General features: G+C 64.4%; 23 protein-coding genes. 13 read left to right on the top strand and 10 right to left on the bottom strand.

Annotation, left to right across the window (positions count from 1 at the left end; all coding sequences use genetic code 11):
- Positions 1 to 150 precede the first annotated feature (150 nt).
- Positions 151 to 1,137 (top strand): ABC transporter substrate-binding protein, encoded by a 987-nt coding sequence (locus ACFOW6_RS02280; RefSeq protein WP_382420703.1) that lies wholly within the window; start codon positions 151 to 153, stop codon positions 1,135 to 1,137.
- A 170-nt stretch (positions 1,138 to 1,307) separates the two neighbouring features.
- A complete protein-coding gene (recQ, locus tag ACFOW6_RS02275; RefSeq protein WP_382420702.1) occupies positions 1,308 to 3,143 on the top strand; it encodes a DNA helicase RecQ in 1,836 nt (611 codons plus the stop codon).
- A 246-nt stretch (positions 3,144 to 3,389) separates the two neighbouring features.
- Here recQ and ACFOW6_RS02270 read toward each other — a convergent pair whose 3' ends face one another.
- The 8 genes from ACFOW6_RS02270 to ACFOW6_RS02235 form a co-directional block, all read right to left on the bottom strand.
- Entirely contained in the window at positions 3,390 to 4,037 is a 648-nt protein-coding gene (locus tag ACFOW6_RS02270) for a cysteine hydrolase family protein (RefSeq protein WP_382420701.1), read from the bottom strand.
- Between the two features lie 202 nt (positions 4,038 to 4,239).
- Complete coding sequence (locus ACFOW6_RS02265) at positions 4,240 to 5,562, bottom strand: amidase (protein ID WP_382420700.1); 1,323 nt, start codon at positions 5,560 to 5,562, stop codon at positions 4,240 to 4,242.
- A 67-nt stretch (positions 5,563 to 5,629) separates the two neighbouring features.
- On the bottom strand, positions 5,630 to 6,814 hold the full coding sequence (locus ACFOW6_RS02260) for a substrate-binding protein (protein WP_382420699.1): 1,185 nt from the start codon (positions 6,812 to 6,814) through the stop codon (positions 5,630 to 5,632).
- 56 nt (positions 6,815 to 6,870) lie between these two features.
- Complete coding sequence (locus ACFOW6_RS02255; RefSeq protein WP_382420698.1) at positions 6,871 to 7,587, bottom strand: ABC transporter ATP-binding protein; 717 nt, start codon at positions 7,585 to 7,587, stop codon at positions 6,871 to 6,873.
- Positions 7,574 to 8,293: an ATP-binding cassette domain-containing protein gene (locus ACFOW6_RS02250; RefSeq protein ID WP_382420697.1), complete on the bottom strand. Its 720-nt coding sequence runs from the start codon at positions 8,291 to 8,293 to the stop codon at positions 7,574 to 7,576. Before ACFOW6_RS02250 ends, ACFOW6_RS02255 begins: the two co-directional genes overlap by 14 nt.
- Positions 8,286 to 9,317 (bottom strand): branched-chain amino acid ABC transporter permease, encoded by a 1,032-nt coding sequence (locus tag ACFOW6_RS02245; RefSeq protein WP_382420696.1) that lies wholly within the window; start codon positions 9,315 to 9,317, stop codon positions 8,286 to 8,288. Before ACFOW6_RS02245 ends, ACFOW6_RS02250 begins: the two co-directional genes overlap by 8 nt.
- 6 nt (positions 9,318 to 9,323) lie before the next feature.
- The gene (locus ACFOW6_RS02240) at positions 9,324 to 10,193 is read right to left on the bottom strand and encodes a branched-chain amino acid ABC transporter permease (RefSeq protein ID WP_382420695.1); all 870 of its coding nucleotides are present in this window, start codon (positions 10,191 to 10,193) and stop codon (positions 9,324 to 9,326) included.
- A gap of 38 nt (positions 10,194 to 10,231) precedes the next feature.
- Positions 10,232 to 11,053, bottom strand: a complete 822-nt coding sequence (locus tag ACFOW6_RS02235) for a FadR/GntR family transcriptional regulator (RefSeq protein ID WP_382420694.1) — start codon at positions 11,051 to 11,053, stop codon at positions 10,232 to 10,234.
- Between the two features lie 375 nt (positions 11,054 to 11,428).
- Between ACFOW6_RS02235 and ACFOW6_RS02230 the strand changes: the two genes are divergently transcribed.
- The 11 genes from ACFOW6_RS02230 to ACFOW6_RS02180 all read left to right on the top strand — a co-directional run bounded on the left by ACFOW6_RS02230 (position 11,429) and on the right by ACFOW6_RS02180 (position 22,926).
- Positions 11,429 to 12,214 (top strand): 5-oxoprolinase subunit PxpA, encoded by a 786-nt coding sequence (locus tag ACFOW6_RS02230; protein ID WP_382420693.1) that lies wholly within the window; start codon positions 11,429 to 11,431, stop codon positions 12,212 to 12,214.
- Between the two features lie 106 nt (positions 12,215 to 12,320).
- Positions 12,321 to 12,557 (top strand): acetyl-CoA carboxylase, encoded by a 237-nt coding sequence (locus ACFOW6_RS02225; RefSeq protein ID WP_382420692.1) that lies wholly within the window; start codon positions 12,321 to 12,323, stop codon positions 12,555 to 12,557.
- Positions 12,558 to 12,562: 5 nt separating this feature from the next.
- Complete coding sequence (locus ACFOW6_RS02220; RefSeq protein WP_382420691.1) at positions 12,563 to 13,933, top strand: acetyl-CoA carboxylase biotin carboxylase subunit; 1,371 nt, start codon at positions 12,563 to 12,565, stop codon at positions 13,931 to 13,933.
- 2 nt (positions 13,934 to 13,935) lie between these two features.
- Positions 13,936 to 14,811, top strand: coding sequence for a 5-oxoprolinase subunit B family protein (locus ACFOW6_RS02215; protein WP_382420690.1), 876 nt, complete (start codon positions 13,936 to 13,938; stop codon positions 14,809 to 14,811).
- Positions 14,801 to 15,772 carry a 5-oxoprolinase subunit C family protein gene (locus ACFOW6_RS02210; protein ID WP_382420689.1) on the top strand — a complete coding sequence of 324 codons (972 nt, stop codon included), beginning with the start codon at positions 14,801 to 14,803 and terminating at the stop codon, positions 15,770 to 15,772. Before ACFOW6_RS02215 ends, ACFOW6_RS02210 begins: the two co-directional genes overlap by 11 nt.
- 52 nt (positions 15,773 to 15,824) lie before the next feature.
- Complete coding sequence (gene torT, locus ACFOW6_RS02205; protein WP_382420688.1) at positions 15,825 to 16,898, top strand: TMAO reductase system periplasmic protein TorT; 1,074 nt, start codon at positions 15,825 to 15,827, stop codon at positions 16,896 to 16,898.
- 123 nt (positions 16,899 to 17,021) lie between these two features.
- Complete coding sequence (locus ACFOW6_RS02200) at positions 17,022 to 18,503, top strand: sugar ABC transporter ATP-binding protein (protein ID WP_382420687.1); 1,482 nt, start codon at positions 17,022 to 17,024, stop codon at positions 18,501 to 18,503.
- Between the two features lie 4 nt (positions 18,504 to 18,507).
- Positions 18,508 to 19,539: an ABC transporter permease gene (locus ACFOW6_RS02195; RefSeq protein WP_382420686.1), complete on the top strand. Its 1,032-nt coding sequence runs from the start codon at positions 18,508 to 18,510 to the stop codon at positions 19,537 to 19,539.
- Positions 19,540 to 19,666: 127 nt separating this feature from the next.
- The gene (locus ACFOW6_RS02190; protein WP_382420685.1) at positions 19,667 to 22,225 is read left to right on the top strand and encodes a CHASE3 domain-containing protein; all 2,559 of its coding nucleotides are present in this window, start codon (positions 19,667 to 19,669) and stop codon (positions 22,223 to 22,225) included.
- A complete protein-coding gene (locus ACFOW6_RS02185; protein ID WP_382420684.1) occupies positions 22,212 to 22,610 on the top strand; it encodes a response regulator in 399 nt (132 codons plus the stop codon). The genes ACFOW6_RS02190 and ACFOW6_RS02185 overlap by 14 nt, the downstream gene beginning before the upstream one ends.
- Entirely contained in the window at positions 22,597 to 22,926 is a 330-nt protein-coding gene (locus ACFOW6_RS02180) for an Hpt domain-containing protein (RefSeq protein WP_382420683.1), read from the top strand. Before ACFOW6_RS02185 ends, ACFOW6_RS02180 begins: the two co-directional genes overlap by 14 nt.
- 10 nt (positions 22,927 to 22,936) lie before the next feature.
- On the opposite strand, the gene ACFOW6_RS02175 is transcribed toward ACFOW6_RS02180, so the two are convergent.
- Both ACFOW6_RS02175 and ACFOW6_RS02170 read right to left on the bottom strand, forming a co-directional pair.
- A complete protein-coding gene (locus ACFOW6_RS02175) occupies positions 22,937 to 24,370 on the bottom strand; it encodes a glycosyltransferase family 2 protein (protein ID WP_382420682.1) in 1,434 nt (477 codons plus the stop codon).
- Positions 24,367 to 25,413 (bottom strand): HEAT repeat domain-containing protein, encoded by a 1,047-nt coding sequence (locus ACFOW6_RS02170; RefSeq protein WP_382420681.1) that lies wholly within the window; start codon positions 25,411 to 25,413, stop codon positions 24,367 to 24,369. The genes ACFOW6_RS02175 and ACFOW6_RS02170 overlap by 4 nt, the downstream gene beginning before the upstream one ends.
- Position 25,414 lies beyond the last annotated feature (1 nt).

Here is a 25,414-nt window from a genome sequence, read left to right as displayed (position 1 = left end):
CCAGTTGGTTAATTATTGATCCGATGAAGTGAAATGGGTAACGTTTTTTCGGCTTATCTCCAAGCCCGGCCCTGTCGCTTTGCCCGGGCGGGCTTGGCGCGGCTGCACGCCAAGAGGTTCGGCCGCGACAAACAAGGAAGGGAGACTTCGTTGAAAACATTAGCAAAACTGGCTGCCGCGGCAGCGATGGTCCTGCCCGGCACGGCCGTGGCGGAAGACCTGGACATGATCCTGAACTGGGTGCCCACCGCCGATCATTCGCCCTATTTCTATGCCCAGCAGCAGGGCTGGTACGAGGACGCCGGGCTGAACGTCAGCATCGACGCCGGCCAGGGCTCGTCCGCCTCGGCCCAGCGCGTGGGTGCCGGCCGCTCGGAAGTGGGCGTGGCCGACATGGCCACCTCGCTGGTGGCGAAGAGCAAGGGCGCCGACATCGTCGCGGTGATGGTGGTCTATGCCAACTCGCCCCAGGGCTTCTACTGGCTCAAGAGCAGCGGCATCGAGGGGCCCGAGGACTTCCCCGGGCACAAGATCGGCAACCCGCCGGCCGACGCTTCGCGGGTCATGTGGCCGCTGTTCGCCGAGACCGTGGGCATCGACCCGGACTCCGTCGACTTCGTGAACGTCAGCCCGCAGGCCAAGATCACCTCGCTGAAGAGCGGGGCCATCGACATCACCAGCGACTTCTACAACGAGCACGACCTGAAGGTGCGCGAGTTCGGCGACGACCTGGGCTTCGTCGCCTGGCGCGACATCGGCATCAACCCCTACGGCAACTCGGTGATCTTCAACGGCGAATACATGGAGGAGAACCCCGAGGTCGTCGAAAAGTTCACCGAGATCACCCAGCGCGCCTTCAAGGCCTGCGTCGACGACTTTGACCCCTGCCTGGACGCCTTGGTGGAGGACGTCTCGGGCCTGGACCGCGACAACCAGCGCGACCAGTGGGGCCGCATCAAGGAGCTGATGCGCGATCCCACCACCACGTCGGTCGCCCTGGGCGCCTTCAATCCCGAGCGCATGCAGGACGACTACGAGATGGTCGAGGAATACTTCGACATCGACGAGCCCTTCGACGTGACCACGGTCTACACCAACGAGCACCTGGACGAATCCATCACCATGACCGAGGAGTGAGGGGCATTACGCGCGTCCTCGCCTGAGGCAGGATCGCCAAGAATAAACCGCCCGCCGGGGATGTTCCGGCGGGCGGTTTGCGTTTGACCTATTGGATTGCAAATCCTCGGACAGGGAAAATTGCGCCCTGCAGAATCGCGCCAAAGCTGTTATGCAGACAGGGTTCCCACATGGTTCCCGATTCGCCCTGCCCCATGCCTTCATCTCCGCTCGATATCCTGAAATCCGTCTACGGCTACGATGCCTTCCGGGGCCGTCAGGCGGAGGTCATCGATCATGTGATCGCCGGCAACGACGCCTTCGTGCTGATGCCCACGGGCGGGGGCAAGTCGCTGTGCTATCAGATTCCCGCGCTCTGCCGCGACGGGCTGGGGCTGGTGGTCTCGCCGCTGATCGCGCTGATGGAGGACCAGGTGGCCGCCCTGCGCGCCGCCGGGGTGCGGGCGGCTGCCTTGAACTCCAGCCTGGCGGGGCCGGCGCGCGGGCAGCTGTGGGACGATATCCGCGCCGGGGAGCTGGACCTGCTGTACGTGGCGCCGGAGACGCTGCTGCGTCCCGAGGTGCTGGAACGGCTGCGCAGCGAGACGCGGCTGGCGCTGATCGCCATCGACGAGGCGCACTGCCTGTCCCAGTGGGGGCACGACTTCCGGCCGGAGTACCGCGAGCTGTCCTGCCTGGCCGAGGCCTTTCCCGGCGTGCCGCGCATGGCGCTGACGGCCACGGCGGACGCGCCGACGCGCGCCGAGATCGTCGAGCACCTGGCCATCGCGCCGGAGAACAGCTTCCTCGCCGGCTTCGACCGGCCCAACATCCGCTATGCCATCGCCGAGAAGAACACCCCGCGCCGGCAGCTGCAGGGCCTGCTGACGGCGCATCCGGGCGAGAGCGGCATCGTCTATTGCCTGTCCAAGCGCAAGACCGAGGAGACCGCCGACTGGCTGAACGACCAGGGCTTCCGCGCGCTGGCCTATCACGCCGGGCTGGACGCCGGCACGCGCGCCGCGCGCCAGCGCCGCTTCCAGCACGAGGAGGGCATCGTCATGGTGGCGACCATCGCCTTCGGCATGGGCATCGACAAGCCGGACGTGCGCTTCGTCGCCCACCTGGACCTGCCGGGCAGCATCGAAGCCTATTACCAGGAGACCGGGCGGGCCGGGCGCGACGGCCTGCCGGCCGAGGCGCTGATGCTGTACGGCCCCGACGACATCGCCCTGCGCCGCATGTTTATCGAGGACTCGGGCGCGCCCGACGCGCGCAAGCGCATGGAGCGGCAGAAGCTGGACGCCCTGCTGGGCCTGGCGGAGACGGCGGACTGCCGGCGCCAGGCGCTGCTGCGCTATTTCGGCGAGGATCACGCCCCTTGCGGCAACTGCGACACCTGCGCCCGGCCGCCGGAGCTGTTCGACGGCACCGAGGCGGCGCAGAAGGCGCTGTCCTGCATCTATCGCACCGGCCAGCGCTTCGGCCAGGCGCACATCGTCGCCGTGCTGCGCGGCGAGAGCGACGAGCGCATCGCCCGCCTGGGCCACGACCGCCTGTCCACCTGGGCCATCGGGCAGGAGCATGACGCGCGCACCTGGCGCTCGATCCTGCGCCAGCTGATCGCTTTGGGGCTGGTCAGCGTGGACGTGGCCGGGCACGGCGGCCTGGCGATCTCCGAGCGCGGCGCCGCCTTCCTGCGCAACAAGGAGAGCCTGCAGCTGCGCCGGCCGCAGAAGGGCAGCGGCCGCAAGGCGCCCCGGGCGCAGGCGGCGGTGGAGCTGCCGCCCGAGGTGCAGCCGCTGTTCGAGGCGCTGCGCGAGAAGCGCCTGGAGCTGGCCCGGGCGCAGGGCGTGCCCTCCTATGTCATCTTCCACGACAAGACCCTGGCCGAGATGGCCGCGGCGCGGCCGGCCTCTGAGGCGGCCCTGGCCCGCATCTCCGGCGTCGGCGCCGGCAAGCTGGAGCGCTACGGCGCGGCCTTCCTGGCGGTGATCGCCGATCACCCGCAGCCCGCGGAGGCGTGAGGCCTAGTCCTGCAGCGGCCCCCTGGCCTCTTCCAGGACGCTGTCCGGGCTGGGCAGCGAGACTTCCCACAGCTCGTGGCCCAGGCTCTCCATCAGTTTCAGCGTGTGGTCAAAAGCCTGCCTGACCTCGGGCGCCGCGTCCGCTTATCCCCATCTCAGCTCGTGCAGCGCATTCCCAGGAACAGCGTCCGAGACGCACGGAGGCGTCTTCATTGCGCAGACTGACTGGCCCAGCCAGGGTCCTTGCTACAGCCATTGGAGCAGGGTGTCCGTGTCAGTGGTCCACCCGAACTTCATGGCGAAGTTCTTGAGTGTCGCAGCGTGAAGGTCCGGGGCGAATGAGGAAACAGCGTCCGAGACAATCGTCGTGCGATACCCAAAGTGGAATGCTTCACGCGCGCTTTCCTCAATGCAGATCTGGGTGACAGTGCCCGTGACCAGGATTGACTTGACGTCAAGGGCCCGCAGACGCTTATCAAGGTCCGTATCGTGAAAGGCGCCATAGCCGTATTTGTCGATAACGACGTCGCCAGCGCCGGGGGCCAGTTCATCGATCACTTGCGCACATTGCAGTGGATGCGGCGCGTCCGGATAACTGCGGATGTGGTCTTTCCAGCAGCACTTCGTCTCCGGACGGCATTGCGGCGACCAAAGCCACAGTAGGTCAGGCGCTTGCCTGGCCAAGAAACGGGTGAAAACGATCGGATGTCCGCGCTCGCGAAACTTGCCGATCAGACGATTGATAGGTTGCACGGTCGCGCGGGCGTCGGGGACTTCCAACGGCGCACCTTCACGCACAAAATCGTTCTGCATGTCGATGACGAGCAGCGCTGGATTGATCAGCCGTTGGCTATGGGGAATCTCATTGGCAACGAGTGTCTCCGCAGAGTCCAATACAGCCTCCTGATCCGGGAATCGGCGTGCCCGACAAGTGAGTCCCCGAAGATGAGGACGTTAGAATGTGGGGCGAGCGGCAATATGTCAATTATATCCAACTGGTTGGTTGAAGCAGCTGCAGGGCCTGTTGATGGCGCATCCGGGCAAGAGCGGCATCGTTTATTGCCTGTCCAAGCGCAAGACCGAGGAGGCGTGAGGCTTAGCCCTGCAGTGGGCCCCTGGCTTCTTCCAGGGCGACGGCGAGATCCACGGCGGCCTTGTCCTCATCGAGCGGAGCGACGATCTGGACGCTTGCGCCCAGTCCCTGGTCGTTCCGGTGGATCGGCAGGGAGACGGCCGGATGCCCCGTCTGGTCGAACAGGCAGGTATAGCTGATGTGGGCCTGCAGGACGGGAATGGAGCCCTTTGCCGTTTCGACCGTCTCGTCCGATTTCCTGGGCGGCAGGACGGGCAGGGTGGGGGCCAGCAGGAAATCGACCTGCTTGAATGCCCGTGAGACCTGCTGTCTTGCGCCCTGTCGCGCGCGTTCGGCCTGGACATAGCGATAGGCGGGTTCCCGTTTCGCGATGTCCAGCGCCTGCCGGACTCCCTCGGGGTAGTTGTCCCATTGGTCCGGAAAGTGCTCGAAATGATAGGCGCCGGCTTCCGCCGTCAGGTTGATCATGTGGAATGCCAGGACGCTGTCCGGGCTGGGCAGCGAGACTTCCCGCACCTCGTGACCCAGGCTCTCCGCCAGTTTCAGGGCGTGGTCAAAAGCCTGCCTGACCTCGGGCACGGCATCCGCGTAATAGTTCGGGTCATGCCCCAGGACGAATTGTCCGCGAGTGGGGCCCCCCGTGCTGTCGAACTGCGGATCCAGGACCGCCTGGATCGGTGCTATGTCGGCGGCCGAATTCACCAGTGGGCCCGCGTGATCCAGCGACCAGGCCAGGGGCCTGACACCCTCCAGCGGCACCCGGCCATAGGTCGGCTTGAAGCCGGCGATCGAGCAGCAGGCCGCCGGAATCCGGATGCTGCCGCCGGTGTCCGTGCCGATGCCGGCCAGGCCGAAGCCGGCCGCGACCGCCGCCGCTGACCCCCCGCTGGATCCCCCCACGACGTGCTCGGGCGCATTGGGGTGGGTCGTCTGCGGGGTGCGGACCAGGAACGCGCCGCTGTCGGTCTCGCCCATGGCCAGGATGACGGCATCCGCGGCGCGCAGCCGCTTGACCAGTTCCGCATCCTGCCGGGCGACGTAATCCTTGAGGAACTCCAGGCCGGCCTTGCAGTGGGCGCCTTCGACGTCGACCAGGTCCTTGATGATGACGGGCAGGCCGGCCAGGCGGCCTGTCTTCCCGCCTTCACGTTTCCTGCGGTCGATGTCCTCGGCCTGGGCAAGTGCCCTGTCCTCCAGGACATCGCTCAGGGCGTGCAGGGAGGGATTCCGCTTGGAGATCGTTTCCAGGCACCGGGAGACGAATTCCGTCGAGGTGATCTGCCCGGTTCTGAAATCGTCCAGATAGAGATGCGCCGTATCGTACATGCTCGCCCCCGCCGAGAGACACATGAAGAAAGAGGGGCATGGCGAACGCCATGCCCCTCCTGCCAGATCAGGTCAGGTCGCATCCCGGGATCTCGGGGTCGATCTGCCCGAAGTCCTCGATGATGTCGAAGCTGCCGTTGTCGCCAGCACGCGCCAGGATGCTGTTGCAACGCATGTGGTTGTTCTTGGCGGAAATGTTGACGTGGCCCTGAGGGGCCTCGAACTCGACTTCCGGCAGGGCCGCAAGCACCTTGTCCGTCTCGGTGGAATCCGCCTTGGCGACGGCCTTGGCGTACAGCCAGGTGGCGGCATAGGTGGATTCACCGATCCCGTTCACCGGAATGTCGTCGCCGTATTTCTGCCTGTACTTCTTCAGGAACTCCTTATTCGCAGGGGTGTCCAGGCTCATGAAATAGCTCTGGTTGGCAATCACGCCCTTGATCAGCTCGGGATAGCTCTTGGCATAGACATCGTCGAAGCCCTGTCCGACAAGCTGCGGTTCCATCTCGAAGCTGTTGTACTGGTTCAGCATGGTGCCGCCATCCGCGCCGGCGAGCATGCTCCAGACCATGTCCGGCTGGGTCTCGTTGATGCGCTCGAAGACGGGCCCCAGGTCCTGAATGCCGAAGGGGAAGAATTCCGTATCGATGATCTCTCCACCAGCACGCTCGAAGGCCTCCTGGATGTATTTTGCGCTGGTGCGGGGCCAGACATAGTCGGAGCCGACGATGTAGCAGCGCTTGCCCACATTCTCGACCAGCCAGGGGACCATCGGGTCGATCTGCTGGTTGGGGACCTGACCGGTGGCGACGTAGTAGGGGTCGCAGACCTCGCCCTCGTAGTAGGTGGTGTAGATCAGAAGCTTCTGGGCGGGGCTCGTGACCGTACGCGCGGCCTCGTGCTCCAGGCTGGCGATCAGGCCGATGATGACATCGACATCATCCCTGAATATGAGCTGACGTGCCTTGTCGATGGTTGCCTGCGTCTGGGTCTGGTCGTCCTCGACCGTAAAGACCACTTCGCGACCGCCGGCACCGCCGTTGTTGTTGATTTCCTCGACCGCCAGTTCGAAACAGTTCTGCTGGATCTCGCCCAGAATGGTCTCCAGGCCGCTGAGGGCGGTCAGAAAGCCGATGTGGACGGTATCCGATGCCTTGAGGATGGCAGGGAAGCCGAAGGATGTCGTCGCTGCGGCCCCTGTGGCGGCCATGCCCTTCAAGGTCGTTCTTCTGGAAATATTCCTGCTAGCCATAACTTTGTTCTCCCTTTTTCTCAGCCTTCCTGGTTCATTTCAAAGTCTGCGAAAGATTATAGTGCCAATATTTCTTCTAGGACTTCTTCGTTTCTGAATTCGGATGCGTCTCCTTCCTTGACGATTTCACCCTTGTCCATAACCATGCAGTGAGTTGCGAGTTCGATGCCGAACTCGAAATTCTGCTCGACGAGCAGGACGCTGACATGGTGCTCCTCCACGATCGTTCTGACGATCTCCTGAAGAGTCTGGACGATGCTGGGCTGTATGCCCTCGGTAGGTTCGTCCAGCAGCAGGATATTCGGTCGTCCGCAGAGGGCCCTGGCGATGGCCAGCATCTGCTGCTGGCCACCTGACAATGTTCCTCCCGCCTGATTGATCCGCTCTTTCAGGATCGGGAAGTACTCGAATACCTGTTCCGGGATATCCGCGTTCCTGTCCGGACAGGCACGCAGGCCGGCGACCAGGTTCTGCCTGACCGTATGCTTGGGAAAGATACCACGTCCTTGCGGAACATAGGCAATTCCGTGGCGCGCCCGCTTGTGGGTGGGCCAGTTGGTGCAGTCTTCCTGGTTCAGCTTGATCTGTCCCGAGCGGGTCTTGAGCAGCCCGCAGATCGTTTTCAGCAGTGTGGTCTTGCCGACGCCGTTGCGTCCGAAGAGAAACAGGACGTCCTTCGGGGGCAGGGCGAGGCTGACCCCGTTGATGACCGGGATGTTCTGGTATCCGGACTTCACGTTGTCGAGTTCCAGGACCGGATTATTGTTTTCCAAGGTACACCTCCCGGACGGTCTGGTCCTGCTCCACGTCGCTGAACGCGCCTTCCTTCAGGAGCTTTCCCTGATGCAGGACGATCGTATGGCAATTCAGCTTGCGCACGAAACTCATGTCATGCTCGATGACGATCGTGGAGATGCCGGCCTGAACTTCCTTCAACAGGTCCGCCGTCTTCTGCGTTTCGTCCCGCGTCATGCCGGCGGTCGGCTCGTCGAGCAGCAGCAGTTGAGGCACCGGCATCAGGGCGATGCCGATCTCGAGCCACTGTTTCTGGCCGTGAGCCAGCTCGCTGGCTTTCACGGTGCGCTGCCCGGACAGCTGGACGGTCTCCAGGACCTCATCGACCCGTCTGGCCGCGGCCGCGCCGTGTTCCTTGCTGGCGAGGTCCAGGTTGTCTTCGACCGTCAGTTCGTCGAAGACGCTGGGCACCTGGAACTTGCGGCTGATCCCCAGGCGCGCGATGCGATGCAGGGGCAGCCGGGTGATGTCGATGTCCTGAAAGAGAATCGTCCCTTCCGTGGGACTCTCCGAGCCGCACAGCATGTTGAAGAGCGTGCTCTTGCCGGCTCCGTTGGGCCCGATGATGCACTGCATCTGTCCCGACCAGGCCTTGAGGCTGACGGTGTCGACCGCGGTCAGGCCGCCGAAGCGCTTGCTCACGGAGTCGACCGACAGGAGGGGCGTGCTGCTCGTCTCAGGCATGTTCGGCCCCTCCCTTGTTCTTTTTCCTCGTCAGTCTTGCCGAGAGGTTCTGGGCCAGACCGGCCAGGCCGTTCGGAAACAGGAAGACCATGGCGATGAAGAAGGCGCCGATGAACAGCGGCCAGAGGCTGGTGTTGATGCTGCTGAGTTCTCTTTCGATCTGCATGACCAGCACGGCACCGATCACGGGCCCGATCAGCGTGCCGCGTCCGCCAACCGCAACCCAGACGATCACCTTCGTGGAGAGCAGCAGGCCGATCAGGTCGGGCGCGACATAACCGGCAAAGGAGGCATAAAGTCCGCCGGCGAGCGCGGCAATCATGGCCGATACCATGAAGGTGCCGACGAGGTGCAGGGGGGTATTGTACCCGAGCGTGCGTGCCCTGAGCTCGTTGACCTCCAGCGCTTTCAGCAGGCGGCCGTAGCGACTGTTCGCCACCCGCCACAGGGCGAGGAGCAACACCAGCAGAAGCACCAGGGCAATGTAGACTCCCGTCTGCGGGGCGGTGACGACAAACTCGAAGCTTCCCAGCGACAGGCTCAAGGGCTGAACGCCGGTGATTCCCGAATCGCCGCCCGTGACCTCGACCCAGGCAATGACGATATGATGAGAAATGACCGTCAGGGCCAACGTCATGATCGTGAAATAGGGACCGCGAACCCCGGCGAACAGCAGGAAATACCCGAACAGCAGCGCGACCAGGCCGGCAGCGCCAATCCCGGCAATGAGCCCGAGCACCGTGATGTTCGACACATCGAAATTCGTGCTGAGGATGGCGACGGCATAGGCGCCGATGCCGAAGAAGGTGGCGTGTCCGAAGCTCAGCAGGCCCGTTCGCCCCCAAAGGTAATCCAGGGACAGGGCAAAGATGCCGAAGACGAGGGCGTCCCGCAGGATCATCAGCCAGTAGTAATCGGCGACAAGAGAGACGACGATGGCGAGGCCGGCGAGCGCGATCGCCGTGATGGGGGTGAACAGCTCCCGGGCCGAGATCTTGTCTTGCTTAAGCGGAAGGATCTTCATGTCTGCTCACCATTTCACATTCGCATGGGGAACGATGCCCTGCGGACGGAATCGCAGAACGATGATTCCGAGAGCCAGAACCAGTGCCTGGGCGAGCGTAACGGGCATCTGATAGGTGAACACCGTCTCGAGCCCGCCCACGAAGGTGCTGCCCGCGGCGATGCCCCAGAAGCTGCCGGCCCCGCCGACGATCACCACGAAGAAGGCCTTGGCCAGGTAGTTGACACCCATCTGGGCGATGACCACGGCAAGTGGCCCGACAAGCACTCCTGCCAGCGCGGCCAGGCCGGCGCCCAGCATGAAGGCCTTGGTAAAGATGCGCTTCGTATCGATGCCCAGGGCCTCGGCCATGTCCCGGTCCTGTATGACCGTCCTGATGTCCAGGCCGAAGTTGCTGCGCGAGAACATGAGCAGCACCAGGCTGAGGACTCCTGCGGAGAACAGGATGATGAACACGCGGTAGGCCGGGTAGGAGGCTCCCAGGATGTTCATTGTTCCCGAGATGGGAGAATCCACCCCTTGCGGCCCCGCACCGAAGATGATCTCCAGAGTTTGCTGGATGATGAGACTGAGCCCCCATGTGGCAAGGATTGTGGCCAGCCATCTCGTATAGAGATGCTGCACGATGAGACGTTCCACCAGTAAGCCCGCCAGGGCACCAACGATCGGTGCAATGATCAGGGCAATCCAGTAGCTCCCCCCGAAGGCCTGAAGAACCGAAAGCGTGAAGGCGCCGATGGTCATGAACTCGCCATGCGCCAGATTGATCACTCGCATCATGCCGAAGATGATGCCCAGACCCATTGCGACCAGCATAAGGACGCTGATCAGGGTCAGGGCATTCATCACCGACGGTACCAAGCTTGTTATTGTCATGTTCTGGTCATTCCCATCTCAGCTCGTGCACCGCAGTCCTAGGAAGAGCTTCCGGGAAGCACGGAAGCGTCTTCATCGCGCATTCGGGGTGGGCCCAGCCACGTCCCCTCGATCTGCGCATCCAGTTCGATCATGTAGCTTTCCGCATCCACCATGTGCTCGTGCATGAGGGCCCTGACCGCGTCCGGGTCCCCTCTCTTCAGGGCCTCCAGAACCGAGGCATGATAGCGGCAGTTCTGGGCCAGGAAGTCTCCGTGGCGCGTGAAGTTCTCGGCGCTCAGAACGACGAGATCTCTCAGGACGTCGTTGAGGAAGCGTCCGATGAACGCCAGCAGCGGGTTCGGGCAGGCTCTTGCGATGATGTCGTGAAAATCGAGTTCGGCGGTGCGCTGCGCCTTGCGTTGCGCTTGTCGCTCGCGACCCCTGTATTGGCAGACGTCGATCGAAGCCTGCAGCTGCTCGAAATCCCGAGCGCTCAGATGCCCGACGGCCGTGGCGGCGACCTCTGGCTCGACGAATTTCCTTGCCGCATAGACCTGGGCGAAGGTCACCGTCTTCGAGTGGAAGTAATTCCGCAGCAGGTGCATGGCACGGGCGTAGGGCACCTCGCTCAGAACAGCGCCGCCGTCGGCCCCGGGCATGTTCACGATGAGGCCCTGCACTTCGAGCGACTTCAGGGCTTCGCGTACGGTGCCCCTGCCGGCCGAGAAGAGTCGAATCAGTTCCTTTTCATGCGGCAGCTTGTCTCCGGGGCGTTTGCCCTCTTCGACAATCCACCGCTTGATCTGCTCGACGATCCAGTCCGATCGTTTCTGCGGCCGCTGCGGGGCGGCCTGGTAGGTCAGAGTCTGTGCAGTCATCTTCCTGCCCAGGCGTGTTTCCCTATTCAGGGCGAAATGTAATCATAATTATCATAATTAGGGAACACCCAGATTCCCATGTGCGTTCTGGGCGCGGGCACGGTCCGTTCGCCCTGCAACAGTGAAAAGACGATAAGGCGTCATCAGGAAATCAGAAAATACTCGTCCAGGAGATCGGGCTCTTCCGAGGAGTTTCCTTTGGAATCAAGAGTCCCTGGGGGTGAAGATGCCTGTTGCGATATCTGAAAATCCGAACTCGTCTCCGAAATATTTACAATTTGATTTATTCTCAGCCCGGGCGGACGCTGAAGGCTAGGGAGTTCCAGGGTCTCGCGAAGAAGACAGGAACGGGCGCTTGCAGCTGGAGGCATGACAGTGACCAGAAAAGCGGTGGATCTGAACTGCGACCTGGGTGAGAACTTCGGGTACTGGCGGATCAGCGAGGCGACGGACGAGGAGCTGATGGACCTGATCAGCTCCGCCAACGTGGCGACCGGCTTCCACGCCGGCGATCCCAACCTGATGGACAAGGTGGTCAAGGGCGCGGTGGAGCGCGGCGTCGCCATCGGCGCCCATCCCGGCTATCGCGACCTGCAGGGCTTCGGTCGGCGGGTGATCCAGGCCAACCCCGACGAACTGGTCAACGACATCATCTATCAGGTGGGCTCGCTGCGCGAATTCGCGCGGCGCCACGGCACCAAGCTGCAGCACGTGAAACCCCACGGCGCGCTCTACATGGAGGCGGCACGCAACGCCGAGCTGTCGGAGTTGCTGGTCGACGCGCTGAGCAAATCCAGTCCCGAGACCTCGGTGTTCTGCATGGACGTCTCGGAGACCTATCGCGTCGCCAAGGCGGCGGGCCTGAAGACCGTGCGCGAGTTCTACGCCGACCGCGACTACGACACCAGCGGCAGCATCGTGTTCACCCGGCGCATGCGTGCGCTGAACCCCGAGGAGGTGGCCGAGAAGTGCCTGCGCGCCTGCAAGGAGGGCAAGGTGCGCACAGTGGAGGGCGAGGACATCGACATCACCTTCGAGTCCATCTGCTTCCACTCCGACACGCCCGGCGCACTGCAGATCGGCACGGCGGTGCGCAAGGCCCTGGTCGAGGCCGGCATTCACATCCTGCCGGCGGAGGACATCCTGGCGGACGCGGCCTGAAAGCGGCCGCAATCCGCGCGCAGCATTCTCGCGTGATCTTACCGCGAACAGAACAACCAAGCTGAGAAGAAGACAGACAGCCAAGCGAGATCAAGGAGACACAGCCATGGCGGACATCCGCTCTCCCATCCCCGGTACTTTCTATCGCCGCCCCTCGCCCGAGGATGCGCCCTACAAGTCGGAGGGCGACGCGGTGGCCGTGGGCGACGTGGTCGGCCTGGTCGAGGTCATGAAGTCCTTCATCGAGGTGAAGTCCGAGGTCGCCGGCAAGGTGAAGGCCTTCAAGGTCGAGAACGAGGAGCCCGTCTCGGCGGGCGCCGTCCTGGTCGAGCTGGAGGACTGAGCCCCATGGCGATCCGACGCCTGTTCGTGGCCAATCGCGGCGAGATCGCGGTGCGCGTCGTGCGCGCCGCGCAGGCGCTGGGCATCACGGCGGTGCAGGCGCACTCGGACGCGGACAAGGACATGCTGGCTGTGCGCCTGGCCGACGAGGCCATCTGCATCGGCCCGGCCCAGGCGGCCAAGTCGTACCTGAACGCCGAGGCGCTGATCACCGCCGCCAGGGAGACCGGCTGCGACGCCGTGCATCCGGGCTACGGCTTTCTGTCGGAGAACGCCGATTTCGCCGAGGCGGTGGAGCAGGCGGGGATGATCTTCGTCGGCCCCTCGGCCCAGACCATCCGGCGCATGGGCGACAAGGCGGCTGCGCGCGCCGCGGCCCAGGAGGCCGGCGTGCCGGTGGTACCGGGTTCGGACGTCATCAAGACGGCCGCGGAGGCCCTCGCGGCCGCCGCCAAGATCGGCTATCCGGTGATGATCAAGGCCGCCGCCGGCGGCGGCGGGCGCGGCATTCGCATCGCCGACAACGAGGACGAGCTGGGCACCCTGGCGCCGCAGGCGCGCGCCGAGGCCCAGGCCGCCTTCGGCGACGGCGCGCTGTACCTGGAGCGCGCGCTGAAGCAGCCGCGGCACATCGAGGTGCAGATCCTGGGCGACGGCCAGCGGGCCGTCCACTGCTATGAACGCGAGTGCTCGCTGCAGCGCCGCCGGCAGAAGGTCTGGGAAGAGGCCCCCGCCGCCTGCCTGACCACCGAGGTGCGCGAGGAGCTCTGCCGCTCGGCCGTGGCGCTGGCCGAGTCCGTGGCCTATCGCGGGGCGGGGACGCTGGAATACCTCTACGACGAGGGCACGGGGGAGTTTTTCTTCATCGAGATGAACACCCGCATCCAGGTGGAGCATCCGGTGACCGAGATGGTGACCGGCATCGACCTGGTGGCCGAGATGATCAAGGTGGCCGGCGGCGAGCCCCTGTCCATGCGCCAGGAGGACATCACGCTGGACGGCCATGCCATCGAGGTGCGGGTGAACGCCGAGGACCCGGCCAACAACTTCATGCCCTTCCCGGGGGTGATCGGCAAGCTGCGGATCCCGGAGATCGAGGGCCTGCGTTTCGACACCCTGCTGTACGAGGGCTATGTCATCCCGCCGTTCTACGACTCGCTGCTGGGCAAGCTGATCGTCCACGGGGCCGACCGGCCGGCGGCGCTGGCCGCGCTGGCCAGCGCCCTGGCGCAGATCAGCATCGGCGACGTCAAGACGACGCTGGCGCTGCACAAGGCCCTGGCGGCCGACCCGGCGGTGCAGGCCGGGACCTTCCACACCCAGTTCCTCGAGCCCTGGCTCGAGAGCCGCACCCTGACCGCCGACCAGGAGGTTTGAGCATGAAGACACGTTATTCCTTCGGAGGCGACGAGCACATCTTCGTGGAGATGGACGAGGAGATGTCGCTGGACGCCTTCTTCAAGAGCCTGTCGATGACCACCGCCGTGCGCGAGGCCGACATCGACGGGGTGACAGAGGTCTGCCCGGCCAACGCCAGCTTCCAGGTGAAGTTCGACCCGGACCGCATCAAGCCCGACGACATGCTGGCCGAGCTGAAGGCCCTGGAGCACACCGCCGAGAGCGCAGAGAAGCGTCTCAACACGCGCATCGTCGAGTTCCCGGTCTACTACCAGGATCCCTGGACGCACGAGACGCTGATGCGCTTTCGCGACCGGCACCAGGACCCGAGCGGAAGCGACCTGGACTATGCCGCGCGGATCAACGGCTTCAACACGGTGGAGGAGTTCATCACCGCCCACCACTCGGCGCCCTGGTTCGTCTCCATGGTCGGCTTCGTCTCGGGCCTGCCCTTCCTCTACCAGCTGGTGGAGCGCAAGAAGCAGCTGGAGGTGCCCAAGTACGTGCGGCCGCGCACCGATACGCCCAAGCAGACCGTGGGCTACGGCGGCTGCTTCTCCTGCATCTATTCAGTGCGCGGGGCCGGCGGCTACCAGATGTTCGGCATCACGCCGGTGACCATCTTCGATCCCAAGCAGGAGACCTCGTACCTCCGCGACTTCCTGGTCTTCTTCAAGCCCGGCGACCTGGTGAAGTTCACCCCGATCAGCCGCGAGGAATACGACGCCACGCTGGCCGAGGTGCAGGCCAATCGCTACACGCCGCGGGTCCGCGAGGTCGAGTTCGACCTGGAGGCCTTCAACGCGGACATGGACGGCTTCAACAAGAAACTGATGGGGGCCCTCAATGACGTTTAAGGTTCTCAATCCCGGACTGCTCACCACCATCCAGGACCTGGGCCGCCCCGGCTATTTCCACCTGGGCATCCCCATCTCGGGGGCCATGGACCGCCTGTCGCTGCGTGCGGCCAACCTGCTGGTCGGCAACGACCAAGGGGCGGCCGCTCTGGAGACCGTCTTCATGGGCCCGCAACTGGAGTTCGAGAAGGACGCCATGGTGGCGGTGACCGGCGCCGAGCTGCCGCCGAAGGTGGACGGCGAGGAGAAGCCGACCTGGACCGCCTTCAAGGTGAAGGCCGGGCAGGTGCTGTCCTTCGACTACCTGCGCGAGGGCGCGCGCGCATACATCGCGATCTCGGGGGGCATCACCACCGACGTCTACCTGGGCAGCCGTTCGACCTACGCCATCGGCGCGCTGGGCGGCTACGAGGGCCGGGCGATCGCCAGCGGCGACATGGTGCCCTTCGGCGACGACGGAAAGGTCAAGGAAGGGCGCAGCCTGGACAAGTCCCTGCGCCGCCTGCCGGGCAATCCGGCCGAGCTGCGCGTGCTGCCGGGTCTCTACTGGCGCCTGATCACCGAGGAGGCGGGGCGCAACTTCTTCGACGACGAGTGGAAGGTGGCGCCCGAGGCCGACCGCATGGGCGTGCGCTTCCGTGGCGGCCGGCCCATGAGCTTCAAGGAGCGCGAGCAGCCCTTCGGCGCGGGCTCGGACCCCTCCAACATCGTCGACGGCTGCTACTCCTACGGCTCGATCCAGGTGCCGGGCGGCAGCGAGCCCATCGTCCTGCACCGCGATGCGGTCTCGGGCGGCGGCTATTTCACGCTGGGTGCCGTGATTTCGGCGGACATGGACCTGATCGGCCAATTGCAGCCGCATACGCCCACGCGTTTCGTCAAGGTGGACATGGATCAGGCCCTGGCCGCCCGCAAGGAGCGCAAGGCCCAGCTGGGCCGGATCGAGGACGCACTCAGGTAACCGACAACAAAGAGAAAACGACAACACGACTTCAACAGAGGAGGTGGAGAAAATGGTTAGGTTGATTGCAACACTGGCGGTCGCCACGGCCCTTGCGGGCCCGGCCGTCGCACAGGGCGGAGAGTGGTTCCCCTACGAGGCCGAGCAGGTCACGCCGGCCTTCTCGGCGGACGGCGAGGTCAGCAAGGTCGAGTACGTGCCCTTGGAGCAGGCCTCCGAGCCCTGGGAAATCTGCGTGTCCTTCCCGCACATGAAGGATGCCTACTGGCTGGGCGTCGACTACGGCGTGGTCGAGGAGGCCCGGCGCCTCGGCGTCAACCTGAACCTGGTCGAGGCCGGCGGCTATACCGAGCTGGCCAACCAGATCAGCCAGATCGAGGACTGCGTGGCCGGCGGCGCGGATGCCGTCATCATCGGCGCCATCTCGCTGGACGGACTGAACAACCTGGTGGACGAGCTGGCCGAGGACGGGATTCCGGTGATCGACGTGATCAACGGCATCTCCTCGGAGAACGTCACCGCCAAGTCCCTGGTTTCCTTCCGCACCATGGGCTCCAGCGCCGGCGAGTACCTGGCCGAGAGGCACCCCGAGGGCAGCGATCCGGTCCAGGTGGGCTGGTTCCCGGGACCGGCGGGCGCCGGCTGGGTGGAGGCCGCGCACGCGGGCTTCATGGAGGCCGTGGAAGGCTCCGCCATCGAGGTGCTGGAGCCGCGCTACGGCGATACCGGCAAGGAAACCCAGCAGGGCCTGGTCGAGGACGTGCTGCGTGCCAACCCGGACGTGCGCTACATCGCCGGCACGGCGGTCACGGCCGAAGCGGCCCAGGGCATCATCCGCGAGCGCAACCTTGTGGGCGAGGTGGACCTGATCTCCTTCTACATGACGCCGGGCGTCTACGAGGGCATCGAGCGCGGGTTCATCCTGGCCGCCCCGGCGGACTCCATGGTCATCCAGGGCCGCATCGCCGTCGACCAGGCGGTTCGTGTCCTGGAGGGCGAGGATTACGTCAAGCACGTGGGCCCGGAGATCTTCGTGGTCGACCAGGACAACATCGGCGAGGTCGAGCGTACGAACATCCTGCCGCCGCAGGGGTTCAGCCCGGTCTTCTCGGTGGACGCCGAATAAACCCTGTGCCTGTTCCCGGGAACGGCGTTCGCGCCGTTCCCGGCCTTTTTTCCTTTGCAAGGGACCGCGAGAGCCCCGGATGTGCCGGGTGCAATCCGTGGAAAGGTCCCGGGACGACCTGAGATGCAGACGGTCATCGAAACATCCGCCCTGACCAAGCGCTATCCGGGGGTCGTGGCACTGGATGCCGTGGACTTCGACCTGAAGGCCGGCGAGGTGCATGTGCTCTTCGGCGAGAACGGGGCGGGGAAGTCCACCCTGATTGCCATGATCGCGGGCGCCAGCCAGCCGAGTGGCGGCAGCATCCGCGTGAACGGCGAGGAGGTGCAGTTCCAGTCGGTCGCCGATGCCCGGGGCAAGGGCATTTCGGCCGTCTTCCAGGAATTCTCCCTGGTGCCCACCATGACGGTGGCCGAGAACATCTTTCTGGGCGACGAGCCCAAGCGCGGCGGCTTCACCGACAAGGCCGGCATGCTCCGGCGTTCGCGTGAGCTGTTCCGGCAGCTGGACTTCGCCATCGATCCGAAGGCCCTGGTCAGCACGCTACGGCGCGCCGAGCAGCAGATGGTGGAGATCGCCAAGGCCTTCCACGGCCAGCTCTCGATCCTGATCCTGGACGAGCCCACGGCCTCGCTGACCGAGCGCGAGGTCGACCAGCTGTTCCAGGTGGTAGAACAGATGAAGGCGCGCGGCGTGGGAATCATCTACATCTCCCACCGCATCCAGGAGCTCAAGCGTATCGCCGACCGGGTCACGGTGCTGCGCGACGGTCGCAAGATCGGAACGGTCGCCATGGCGGAGACCAGCGAGGCGAAGCTGGTGGAGATGATGGCCGGGCGTGCCATCGACGAGATTTATCCGCGGATCGAGGCCCGTCCGGGCGATGCCCTGCTGGAAGTCGAGGGCCTGAAGACCGCCGGGGTCGCGGAGGCCTCGCTCAGCGTGCGCCCCGGCGAGATCCTGGGGGTGGCCGGGCTGGTCGGCTCCGGCAAGTCGCGCTGCTTCCGTGCGCTCTTCGGCCTGCAGCCGCTGCAGGGCGGCCGCGTGCGCCTGAAGGGCCGCGACGTTACCGGAGCGAACAGCCGGCGCATGATGGGCCTTGGCGTCTACTACCTGCCACCCGACCGCAAGAGCGAGGGGTTGCAGCTGGCCTTCACCTCGCGCGCCAACCTGATCCAGGGCGTGATGGTGGGGGCATCCAGCCGGCTGGGCGTGCTGCCCTGGAAGCAGATGCACGCCAAGGCCGAGGAGGTGGCGGACTCGGTCGAGCTGCCGCCGGACTTTCGAGGCCGCCTGGCGGCCCAGCTGTCGGGCGGCAACCAGCAGAAGACGCTGTTCGGGCGCGGCCTGGGCAAGGACTACGACCTCTACATTTTCGACGAGCCCACGGTGGGCGTGGACATGGGGGCGCGCGCGGCGATCTACGGCCTGATCCAGCGCCTGACGGAACGCGGCAAGGCGGTGGTGGTGATCTCGTCCGACCTGCCCGAGGTGATGAATCTCTCGCACCGCCTGCTGGTGTTCTCACAGGGACGGATCTCGGCTGAGCTGCCCCAGGCGGACATCAGCGAAGCTACGGTCCTGGCACATTTCTTCGAGGATTAATCCGATGACGGACAATGCGACGACACCTCAGCAGACAGCGGAGCGGCAGACGACCCTGCAGGGCGTTCGGGCCGTCTTCATCAAGCTGGGGGTGCTGCCCTTCTTCCTGGTCGGAGCGCTCGTCATCTTCACCCTTTTCTCGGATCGTTTCCTGACCTTCGACAACATGACCAACGTCTTCAGGCAGTCGGTCTACCTGACCCTGGTGTCCCTGGGCCAGATGCTGGCCCTGATCACGGGCGGCTTCGACCTGTCGGTGGGGGCGGTGGTTGCCCTCACCTCGGTGATCTCGGCCATGACGATGGCGGCGCTGATCGGGATCTTTCCGGAGGCCGTCTGGCTGGTGATCATCCTGGGCATGCTGGCCGGGCTGGGCGCCTCGCTGGTGGTGGGCCTGGTCAATGGCGCCGGCGTGGCCTTCTTCGGGGTCTCGCCCTTCATCATGACCCTGGGCGTCAGCTCGGTGGTGGCGGGCATCTCGCTGTTTCTGACCGGCGGTGTGCCGGTCTCCGGCATGCCCTATGCCTTCGCGGACGCCTTCGGCTTCGGGCGCCTCTGGGACATTCCGGTGCCGGTGATCGTCGCGCTGATCGCGATCCTCGCCATGTGGGTCTTCATGGAACGCATGCGCACCGGCGCGCATATCTATGCCGTGGGCGGCAACCTGAAGGCTGCCATACTCTCGGCCATCGACACCAAGCGCACCCTGATCATCGCCTATGGGCTCTGTGCCCTGCTGGCCTCGGTGGCCGGCCTGCTGCTGACCGCGCGGGTGGAGTCCGGCGAAGCCAACCTGGGCGGGACCATCGCGCTGGAATCCATCGCCGCCTGCGTCATCGCCGGCGTGTCGCTGCGCGGTGGCATCGGCCGGGTGATCAACGTGGTGCTGGGCGCCTTCTTCATCACCCTGGCGCAGAACGGCATGAACCTGGCCCAGATCAGCTCGTACATGCAGATGGTGTTGCTGGGCGGCCTGCTGATCCTGGCGGTGATCTTCGACCAGGTGCGCTATCGCATGATGATGGGACGCAGCTGAGGCGCGGGGCGCAACCCCGGACCGGGAAAGGACGAGACTCAGGTGGGCGCGGAATGGGTTTGTCGCTTTTCCGCAGGGGCGGTAGGCTTATCTCGCACGCGTGTCCTCCGAGCGAGAGTTGCCTTTCTTGGTTTTCCCGAACGTCAGCCGGCTCCTGATCAAGCTTGTCCTGGCGGGTCTTGTCGCCCTCGCCGTCCTGGGTGGCCTGGTGCTCTATGCCGTGGAACGGGAATTCAGCCAGGTAGAGGAGTCCCGGGCAGAGGTGGCGGAGAGCAACCGTGTCATCTTCGAGATCCAGCGCCTGTTCTCGACGATGCAGGATGCCGAGGTGGGACAGCGCGGCTATATCATTACCGGCAATCCGGAATTCCTCGAGCCCTATGAGCGCGCCGTTTCGCGCATCAATGGGAACCTTCTGACCGTCTCCGGCCTTGTTGAGGACCGCGAGCAGCAGATGATCCACTTCAACCTGCTGCACTCGCTGGTGCAGGACAAGCTGGATTACATGGAGCATACCATCGTCATCCGGCGCGATCGCGGCCAGGAGCCGGCGACCAACGTCATCCGCCAGAAGCGCGGCAAGCAGCTGATGGATTCCATTCGGCTGGTGATCCAGAAAATGACGACCATCGAGAATCGACGTTTCCAGGGGTTGCGGGAACAGGACCGGCAGCGCCATGAAGACACGTTGCATCTCGTCTATGCCACTCTGGGCGGGATGGGGCTGGTGATGCTGCTGCTGGGCGGTGCAGCCGTGCGTTATGTCGTGCTGAGCAAGCGAGCGGAAGCCGCTCAGGCGGAACTGTCGCAACGGCTGGGTACGATCCTGGACAACATCATGGACGGTATCGTCGTCATCGACGAGAGGGGCATCGTCGAAAGTTTCAATGCGTCGGCCGAAAGCATCTTCGGCTATCGAGCCGAGGACGTGGTGAACCGGAACGTCAGCCTGTTGATGCCGGAACCACATCGCAGTGCGCATGACGACTATCTGAAGCGCTACCTCGAGACCGGCGAGGCACACATCATCGGCATTGGACGCGAGGTGGAAGGCCAGCGCAGAAACGGTGACCTGGTGCCGCTGGACCTTGCGGTGACCGAGATGCATCTGGAGAATCGCCGACTCTTCATCGGCGTGGTGCGGGACATCACCGAGCGCAAGCGCATCGAGCAGATGAAGAAGGAATTCATCTCCACCGTCAGTCACGAGCTGCGCACGCCGTTGACCTCGATCGTCGGTTCTCTGGGCCTGATGTCCGGCGGCGCGGCCGGCGAGCTGCCTCCAAAGGCGCAGCGTCTGGTGGACATCGCGCACAAGAACAGCGAGCGCCTGGTGCGCCTGATCAACGATATCCTGGATATCGAGAAGATCGAGGCCGGGCGCATGGAATTCAACTTCCAGCCCCTGGTGGCCGGCGAAATCGTGGCACAGACCGTCGACGCCAACCGCGGTTTCGCCCAGCGTCACGGCGTCGAGCTTGAACTGGAGGACCTCTCGAGGGGCACCCGGATTCACGCCGATGCCGATCGCATGGCCCAGGTGATGACCAACCTGATATCCAACGCCGTCAAGTACTCCCCGGAGGGAGGATCGGTTCAAGTGCGGGTTAAGCATTTGGAGGACAATCTCGAGATCGCGGTGCATGACCAGGGACCCGGTATTCCGGAGGCCTTCAGGGCCCGTATCTTCGAGAAGTTCGCACAGGCCGATTCCTCCGACAGCCGACAGAAGAGTGGCAGCGGACTGGGGCTGAGCATTGCCCGGCGGATCGTCCAGGAGCATCGCGGCAGGCTTGACTTCGAGACGGATACGCAAGGTGGCGGAACGACCTTCCGGGTCGAGTTGCCGTTGTTCCGCGAGGAGACGGCCTCTCCCAAGGCGGAAGCGGTGCTTGAGGAAGCGGCGGGAGAAGACGGGCAGAAACGCCTACTGATCTGCGAGGATGACGAGGACGCCGCCTCGTTGCTCTCAATTATCTTCCGGGAGGCCGGATTCGGTGTCGATATCGCCTATACTGCAAGTGCAGCGGAGGACTTGCTGGAAAAACAGGACTATGCCGTCCTTATCCTTGACCTTGGTTTGCCGGACCGTGACGGGCTGGACTTCATCGACAGCCTGCGCAACAAGCCGGAAACCCGGAACCTGCCCATCGTCGTCGTTTCGGCCCGGGCCGACGAGGTGCGGCAGGAACAGAAGGTGGCCGCCCTGGACGTGGTCGACTGGCTGACCAAGCCCGTGGAGCGGTTCCGCTTGTTGGCCGCGGTAGACCAGGCTGCGCGCCTGGACCCCTCAGCGTCCCTGCAGGTTCTGCTGGTGGAGGACGATGAAGCGGTGCGTCAGTCGGTTGCAATGGCACTTGAGGGGCAGGCCGATGTGATGATGGCAGGTTCCCTGCAAGAAGCCCGGCAGGTCATGGAACGAGGACTATGCCATCTGGTCATCCTGGACCTGGACCTTCCCGATGGCTCAGGCCTCGACCTGTTGCCTGACCTGCGCCAGTCCTACGGCCCCGTCCTGCCGGTTGTCATATTCTCGGATCGGGAGAGCTCGCAGGAGGCCCTGCCGGAGGTTACGAAAGTCCTGCAGAAGTCCGAGACGGCCACCGAAGACCTGGTTGCGCTTGTCCGGAGCCATGCGAGCGCTCAAGCTTCGGACAGGAAGAGGCAAGGAGATGACGACAACTGAACCTCAGAAACTGCTCTGCGTCGACGACGAGAGCGACATCCGGGAGATCGCCGCGCTGTCCCTGGAGCTGGACGCAGGCTTTACCGTAAAGTCCTGTGCCTCGGGACAGGAGGCGTTGGAAGCCCTGCCCGAGTTTGCTCCGGACATGGTGCTGCTGGACGTGATGATGCCGGACATGGACGGTCCGGCGACATTGGAGAGGCTGCGACAGCTGCCCGAAGGCAGGACGGTTCCGGTGGTCTTCATAACGGCCAAGGCCCAGCGCCAGGAGGTCGAGTATTTCCTGTCCCTGGGCGCGGTTGGCGTGATCGCCAAGCCGTTCGACCCCATGACGCTGGCGGATCAGGTGCGCAGTATCTGGGAGAGCCGTCATGGCACGGGATAAAGCCGATCCGGGTGCGCGCCTGCGCGAACTGCAGCGCGGTTTTCTCGAGCGGACGGACGGGGAGATTGCCGAACTGGAAAGCCTCTACGCCGGCGAGACATTGGATAGGGCGGAGGCCCTGGCCAGTATCGAGCGCATCGCTCATCGTATAGCCGGCGGCGGCGGCACCTTCGGGTTTCCCGAGTTGAGCACGGCCGCCGAAGCCCTGGAGCAGGCAGCCGGGCGCGCACAGAGTGAAGGCGGGAAAACACTCGAGGACCTGGCGCCCCTGGTGGTCGAGTTGCGCCGTGTCCACGACGCGCTGTCACCGGTCTAGGCCGGTCGTTTCAGCTCTGGCGAAAGCCCGTGCGGGTCATCTGTCCCCATCCGCCTTTCTGGCCGCGCAGGAAGCGTAGGAGGCCGACAACCTTCCAGAAATTGTTGGCTTGGCGATAGCCGAAGTTCTCCATCACGGCGGCACCGGCCAGGACCAGGAGGTCGCGCACTTTGGGAAACTGGTGGAACTGGATTTCCTCGAGGATCAGCGTGGAGACGCTGATGAAGATCCCGAGGCTGAAGGTGACGGCAATGAAGGCCAGCATGTAGGCGCCATCCAATGCCCCCAGAAGCCAGAACAGGGGGATCAGGATATAGCCCAGAAGCTCGGCGATCGGGCCGAGGAAATCGGCCAGCAGGACATCCCCGAGCCCGGCGAACCCCACCCGTCCGTAACGCGGATTGAACAGCATGCGCCGATGCGTGAAGAGGGTTTCCAGTGCACCACGTTGCCAGCGGATGCGCTGGCGGGCGAGGACGCGCAGGCTTTCCGGCGCCTCCGTCCAGCAGACGGGATCGGGGATGAACTTGATTGTATAGGCACGCTTGTGTTCGCTCATGTAGCGATGGATCCGGACGATGATCTCTATGTCCTCGCCGACGGTGGCGCGCGAATAGCCTCCCACCTCCATCGCCGTCCGTCGCCGGAAGATTCCGAAGGCACCGGATACGTTGACCAAGGAACCGATCTCGCTCCAGGCAAGGCGACCCATGAGGAAAGCGCGCAGGTACTCCACCGTCTGGAACAGCGCGAGCAGGTTCCGGGGCGGGCCGATGTCGACAACCCGCCCTGCCCGGACGCGGCAGCCATTGACGATGCGCACCGTGCCGCCAACCACGACGGTGCTGAGAGGATTGTCGATGAAGGGCTGGACGGCGCGCAGCAAGGCGCCTGCCTCGAGCAGCGAGTCCGCATCCACAGCACAGAACAGCGGGGCACGGGCCAGGTTGATGCCGGCATTCAGTGCATCGGCCTTGCCACCGTTCTCTTTGTCTATGACCAGCAGCCGGGGCAGGTGAGGAGAGGCATAGAGGCCGCGGATCGGTTGGTGCGGCGTTACCAGGTCGTGGGCACGCTCGACCGGTTCCAGCCCGAAGGTTTCGATCAGGCGCTGCAGGGTCTCGTCCTTCGAGCCGTCGTTGATTACGAGCACCTCGAAGGTGGGGTACTGCAGAGAGAGGAGGGAATTGACGTTCTCGACGACCGTTTCCTGCTCGTTGTGGGCCGGGACCAGCAGAGCAATCGGCGGGCTGACGTCGCTGTAGAGATTCCAGAGCGAATTGATGCGCTGCACGGGAGCTCGCCGCGCAGCGGAGAGGCCGGCCAGCATAAGCTGTGTCAGGTACATGACATTCTGCAGCAGGCCGATCGCGATCACCGCCATGGCGACGGGTTCGGCCACGGCGGACATCCAGGCGTGCAGTTGTTCGGGAATCTGGATCATGGCACGGCCTTTTCGGCCAGGATCATGGAGGCGATGCGGCGTGCGCGCTCCTCTCCGTTGTTCGCTGCCTCGCTCAACCTGTGCCGTCCCTGCTTTCCAAGCGCATGCAGTGCTTCGGCGGCCCGGTAGCGGGTCCACCAGTTGCTGTCATCCAGCAGGGCCGCGAGTGGTTCGAGAGCCTGGTTCAATCCCAACCGGCCGGCACAGCTCGCGGCTTGGGTGCGAACCTCCCAATCGGCATCCGAAAGAGCCTGCAGGACGGCCCGCGATGCTGCCGGATGCTGCAGGTCGGCCAGAGCACGCAGGGCGGCGGCCCGGACTTCAAGGGAGGGGGACGAGGTGGCCTGCATGATGTGCGGTACGGCCTGGTACTGGCCGCTCTTGCCCAGGGCGTCGAGGATCAGGATCCGCGTGACCTCGTCCGTGTCTTCCTTTTCCAGACAGGCCGTCATTTCCTCGCAACGGGTCTCGGCCAGACCCTGGAAAATCTGGAGGAGGGCCCGGGATTGCTCGCTACTGCCGATTTTCAGCTTGTCGATGAGGAGCTCCAGAGATGGAGCAGCTCCCAGCTCCGTAAGGGAACTCACGGCGGCGAGCCGCACGTCTGGGTCGGAATCCTCCAGGGCCTCGCGCAGTGCCTGGAGGCCCTTGTCCGTTTCGGCGTGACCCAGGTTCTTTGCGGCCAGCAGGCGTCTGTGCCTGTCGCCATGCTTCAGGTCGTGCAAGATCCGCTCGCTCAGGCCCAGGTCCTCGAAGAGGGCCATAAGGCGGGCCAATTCGTTGCCGCGAACGAGTTGGGCCAGTTCGTGGATCAGCTCGGTCAGGACCGAGCGTCCTGCAGCGGCGCGCTGCCCCATCTCTTGCGCCGCCAGGTTGCCCTCCAGATAGGAGAAGACGTCCTGCAGCAGGTCCTTGCGTATCCGCCTGCGACGCGCTTCAAGCCGCTGGATGAGCAGGCGGCGCAGGACCAGGGACAGCATGGCAGCGAGGGCCAGTGTGCTGAGGGCGAGGGAGACAACCCATAGGATCTGGAGGAACCCCATG

Source organism: Fodinicurvata halophila (assembly GCF_042651425.1).
GTDB lineage: Bacteria > Pseudomonadota > Alphaproteobacteria > Kiloniellales > DSM-21159 > Fodinicurvata > Fodinicurvata halophila.
This window is presented reverse-complemented; position numbering and strand designations above follow the sequence as displayed.

Bases quoted from the DNA above. Each gene is read 5' to 3' on its own strand.
- ACFOW6_RS02265 (WP_382420700.1), bottom strand. From the start codon at position 5,562: ATGTACGATACGGCGCATCTCTATCTGGACGATTTCAGAACCGGGCAG.
- ACFOW6_RS02245 (WP_382420696.1), bottom strand. From the start codon at position 9,317: ATGAAGATCCTTCCGCTTAAGCAAGACAAGATCTCGGCCCGGGAGCTG.
- torT (WP_382420688.1), top strand. From the start codon at position 15,825: ATGGTTAGGTTGATTGCAACACTGGCGGTCGCCACGGCCCTTGCGGGC.
- ACFOW6_RS02240 (WP_382420695.1), bottom strand. From the start codon at position 10,193: ATGACAATAACAAGCTTGGTACCGTCGGTGATGAATGCCCTGACCCTG.
- ACFOW6_RS02200 (WP_382420687.1), top strand. From the start codon at position 17,022: ATGCAGACGGTCATCGAAACATCCGCCCTGACCAAGCGCTATCCGGGG.
- ACFOW6_RS02225 (WP_382420692.1), top strand. From the start codon at position 12,321: ATGGCGGACATCCGCTCTCCCATCCCCGGTACTTTCTATCGCCGCCCC.
- ACFOW6_RS02215 (WP_382420690.1), top strand. From the start codon at position 13,936: ATGAAGACACGTTATTCCTTCGGAGGCGACGAGCACATCTTCGTGGAG.
- ACFOW6_RS02180 (WP_382420683.1), top strand. From the start codon at position 22,597: ATGGCACGGGATAAAGCCGATCCGGGTGCGCGCCTGCGCGAACTGCAG.
- ACFOW6_RS02235 (WP_382420694.1), bottom strand. From the start codon at position 11,053: ATGACTGCACAGACTCTGACCTACCAGGCCGCCCCGCAGCGGCCGCAG.
- ACFOW6_RS02195 (WP_382420686.1), top strand. From the start codon at position 18,508: ATGACGGACAATGCGACGACACCTCAGCAGACAGCGGAGCGGCAGACG.
- ACFOW6_RS02220 (WP_382420691.1), top strand. From the start codon at position 12,563: ATGGCGATCCGACGCCTGTTCGTGGCCAATCGCGGCGAGATCGCGGTG.
- ACFOW6_RS02250 (WP_382420697.1), bottom strand. From the start codon at position 8,293: ATGCCTGAGACGAGCAGCACGCCCCTCCTGTCGGTCGACTCCGTGAGC.
- ACFOW6_RS02260 (WP_382420699.1), bottom strand. From the start codon at position 6,814: ATGGCTAGCAGGAATATTTCCAGAAGAACGACCTTGAAGGGCATGGCC.
- recQ (WP_382420702.1), top strand. From the start codon at position 1,308: ATGGTTCCCGATTCGCCCTGCCCCATGCCTTCATCTCCGCTCGATATC.
- ACFOW6_RS02170 (WP_382420681.1), bottom strand. From the start codon at position 25,413: ATGGGGTTCCTCCAGATCCTATGGGTTGTCTCCCTCGCCCTCAGCACA.
- ACFOW6_RS02185 (WP_382420684.1), top strand. From the start codon at position 22,212: ATGACGACAACTGAACCTCAGAAACTGCTCTGCGTCGACGACGAGAGC.
- ACFOW6_RS02175 (WP_382420682.1), bottom strand. From the start codon at position 24,370: ATGATCCAGATTCCCGAACAACTGCACGCCTGGATGTCCGCCGTGGCC.
- ACFOW6_RS02210 (WP_382420689.1), top strand. From the start codon at position 14,801: ATGACGTTTAAGGTTCTCAATCCCGGACTGCTCACCACCATCCAGGAC.